Source organism: Nocardia aurea (assembly GCF_003123685.1).
Lineage (GTDB): Bacteria > Actinomycetota > Actinomycetes > Mycobacteriales > Mycobacteriaceae > Nocardia > Nocardia aurea.
This window is the reverse complement of record NZ_QCYJ01000009.1, coordinates 1-2,805: the sequence shown is the minus strand read 5'-3', so window position 1 is coordinate 2,805 and position 2,805 is coordinate 1. Positions and strand designations below refer to the sequence as shown.

At 70.9% G+C, this 2,805-nt stretch carries 2 protein-coding genes and 1 pseudogene; all 3 read right to left on the bottom strand.

Going from position 1 to position 2,805, the window contains the following annotated elements; all coding sequences use genetic code 11:
• Nucleotides 1-345 (bottom strand): annotated as a pseudogene (locus DAT37_RS03940) (3,4-dihydroxyphenylacetate 2,3-dioxygenase); the annotation flags it as partial.
• Between the two features lie 53 nt (nucleotides 346-398).
• Nucleotides 399-1,889 (bottom strand): 5-carboxymethyl-2-hydroxymuconate semialdehyde dehydrogenase, encoded by a 1,491-nt coding sequence (hpaE, locus tag DAT37_RS03935; protein ID WP_109523310.1) that lies wholly within the window; start codon nucleotides 1,887-1,889, stop codon nucleotides 399-401.
• A gap of 16 nt (nucleotides 1,890-1,905) precedes the next feature.
• Entirely contained in the window at nucleotides 1,906-2,799 is an 894-nt protein-coding gene (dapA, locus tag DAT37_RS03930) for a 4-hydroxy-tetrahydrodipicolinate synthase (protein ID WP_232839507.1), read from the bottom strand.
• Between the last annotated feature and the right edge of the window lie 6 nt (nucleotides 2,800-2,805).

Genomic DNA, 2,805 nt, shown 5'->3' with positions numbered 1-2,805 from the left:
ACCGATGCCGCGGGTCCCTCTCCCCGCCGGGATACGACGGGTGGGACGGCCGAGGGCGGTGAAGAACTCCTCCGCCCGGCCCACGTCCTCGGGGGTGCGGACCCGGTAGGCGATGTGCTGGAGGGCGGCGGTCTCGCCCTCGCGCAGCACCAGGGAGTGGTGGGTGAGCTCGTCGGTGCCACGCAGGCAGAGCGAATGTTCATCCTCGTACTGGACGAACAGGCCGAGCATGTCCACCCAGAACCACCGGGCCCTGGCCAGGTCGGTGACGACGAGCTGGGCGTAGGCGGAACGGATGACATCGGGCGGGGGGCCCGCGGGGGACATGGAACTCCTGGAACTCATGACGGCGGCTCCTCCTGGATGGGCGTGCCCGGGCGAGGGGCGGACGGGGTGGGTCAGACGCCGAATCGGGGAGTGTGCACCTCGCCCAGCGCCACGTGCACGATCTTGGATTCGGTGTAGAAGTCGATGCTGTGCGCTCCGCCCTCGCGGCCCAGGCCGCTGGCCTTCACGCCGCCGAACGGGGTGCGCAGATCGCGGACGTTGTGGGAGTTGATCCACACCATCCCGGACTCGACGGCGTGGGCGATGCGGTGGCCGCGTTTGAGATCGCTGGTCCACACGTACGCGGCCAGGCCGTACTGGGTGGCGTTGGCCAGTTCGACCGCCTCGGCCTCGTCGTCGAAGGGGGCGACGGCCACGACGGGGCCGAAGATCTCCTCCTGGAATATCCGGGCGCCGGGCGCGACATCGGCGAAGACGGTCGGCTGGAGGTAGTTGCCCTCGGGAAGGTGACCGGGCCGGGACCCGCCGGCGACCAACCGCGCCTCCTTCCGTCCTGTCTCGACGTAGTCGAGCACCCGCGCATAGTGCTCCGGGTGGACGAGGGCGCCGACTTCCGTGACCGGGTCGGCGGGCGGCCCCACCTTGACCTTTTCGGCGCGCTCGGCCAGGCGGCGGGTGAACTCCCGATACAGCGCCCGCTCGACCAGGACCCGGGAGCCGGCGGTGCAACGCTCTCCGTTGAGCGAGAACACGCCGAAGAGCACCGAGTCCAGCGCGGCCTCCACGTCCGCGTCCGCGAAGACGACGACCGGGGACTTTCCCCCCAGCTCCATGGAGAGCTTCTTGAGATGCCGCGCCGAGCTGCGGACGATGTGGCGTCCGGTGTCGGTGGAGCCGGTGAAGGAGATGAGCGGCACGTGCGGATGGTCGACCAGCGCCTGTCCCGCCTCTTCGCCGATGCCGTGGACGATGTTGACCACGCCCGCCGGCACCGCGGCCTCATCCATGATCTTCGGCCACAGGGACGCCGACAGCGGTGTCCATTCGGCCGGCTTGATCACGACTGTGCAGCCCGCGGCGAGCGCCGGGGCCAGCTTCCAGCTCTCCAGCATGAACGGGGTGTTCCACGGTGTGATCAGGCCGGCGACACCCACAGGGCGGCGCACCACGTAGTTGATCTGCTGGTCGCCCACCCGGTAGGCGTCCTCGCCCAGGGCCACGATGACGTCGGCGAAGTAGCGGAAGTTCTCGGCGGCACGACGGGCCTGACCGCGGGCCTGGGTGATGGGCAGCCCGGAGTCGAAGGACTCCAACGCGGCCAGGCGCTCCGCACGGGATTCGACGGCGTCGGCGACGCGGTGCAGGATGCGGGCACGCTCACGATTGCCCAGGGCGGACCAGGCCGGGAACGCGGCCGTGGCGGCGCGCACGGCCCGATCCACGTCGTGCGCGCCGCCGGCTGCCGCGGTGGTGTAGGTGCTGTTGGAGACGGGGTCTGCCACGTCGAAGGTACGGCCGTCCGCGCTGGCGACGAGCTCGCCCGCGATCCAGTGGCGGATCTCGTCAGGCACTCCGGCCGGAGGGGGCCAGGTGGTGGACATCGGACTCCTCCTCTTCTCAGATCTGTCCGGTGAGGTCGCCGCCCTGGGCGAGCAGCGCCCGGATCCGGGTGAGACCCTTTTCGGTGGGCGGGGTCAGCGGCGGGCGGACGTGGCCGGAGGCGATGCGGCCCTGCCGGTGCAGCACCCACTTGGCGGGGGCGGGGTTGGTCTCCACGAACAGCAGGTCCACCAGCGGGTGCAGGCGGTAGTGCAGGTCGCGGGCGCCTTCGTGGTCGCCCTTCTCCCAGAGCTCGTACATCCGGGCCACGGTGTTCGGAGCCAGGTTGGCCACGGCACTGACGAACCCGGCGCCGCCGAGTGCCAGCAGCGGCAGGCAGAGCAGCTCGATCCCCGACCACACCAGCAGGTCCCGGCCGCAGGCGTGCAGCACGCGGGAGAAGTGCTCGAAGTCCTTGGTGGTCTCCTTGATGCCGACGACGTTGTCGAAGTCGTGGAAGAGCCGCCGGACGGTCTCGGGGGAGACGTCCACGGCGGTGCGCGACGGCACGTTGTAGATGACCAGCGGCAGATCGGGGAACTCCCGGGCCACGGTGGCATACCACTTGTAGAGCGCCTCCTGCGTGGGGCGCGCGTAGTACGGGGTGATGACCAGCGCGGCGTCCGCGCCCAGGTCCCGCGCCGCCGCGGTGAGCTCCAGAGTCTCCTCCAGCTTGTGCGAGCCGGTCCCGGGCAGGAAGGGGGCCCGGTCGGCGATCTCCGCGGCGGCGGTGCGCATCGCGGCGATGCGCTCGGCGACCGACTGGGCGCTCGGCTCTCCGGTCGAGCCGCCGAGCGAGATGCCGTGCGATCCGGACTCCAGCTGCCAGCGGACCAGCGCCCTGAGACTGTCGTGGTCCACTGCGCCGTCGTCGGTGAACGGGGTGACCACCGGGGCGATGGACCCCCGGATCTCGGA

Bases quoted from the DNA above. Each gene is read 5' to 3' on its own strand.
- hpaE (WP_109523310.1), bottom strand. From the start codon at position 1,889: ATGTCCACCACCTGGCCCCCTCCGGCCGGAGTGCCTGACGAGATCCGC.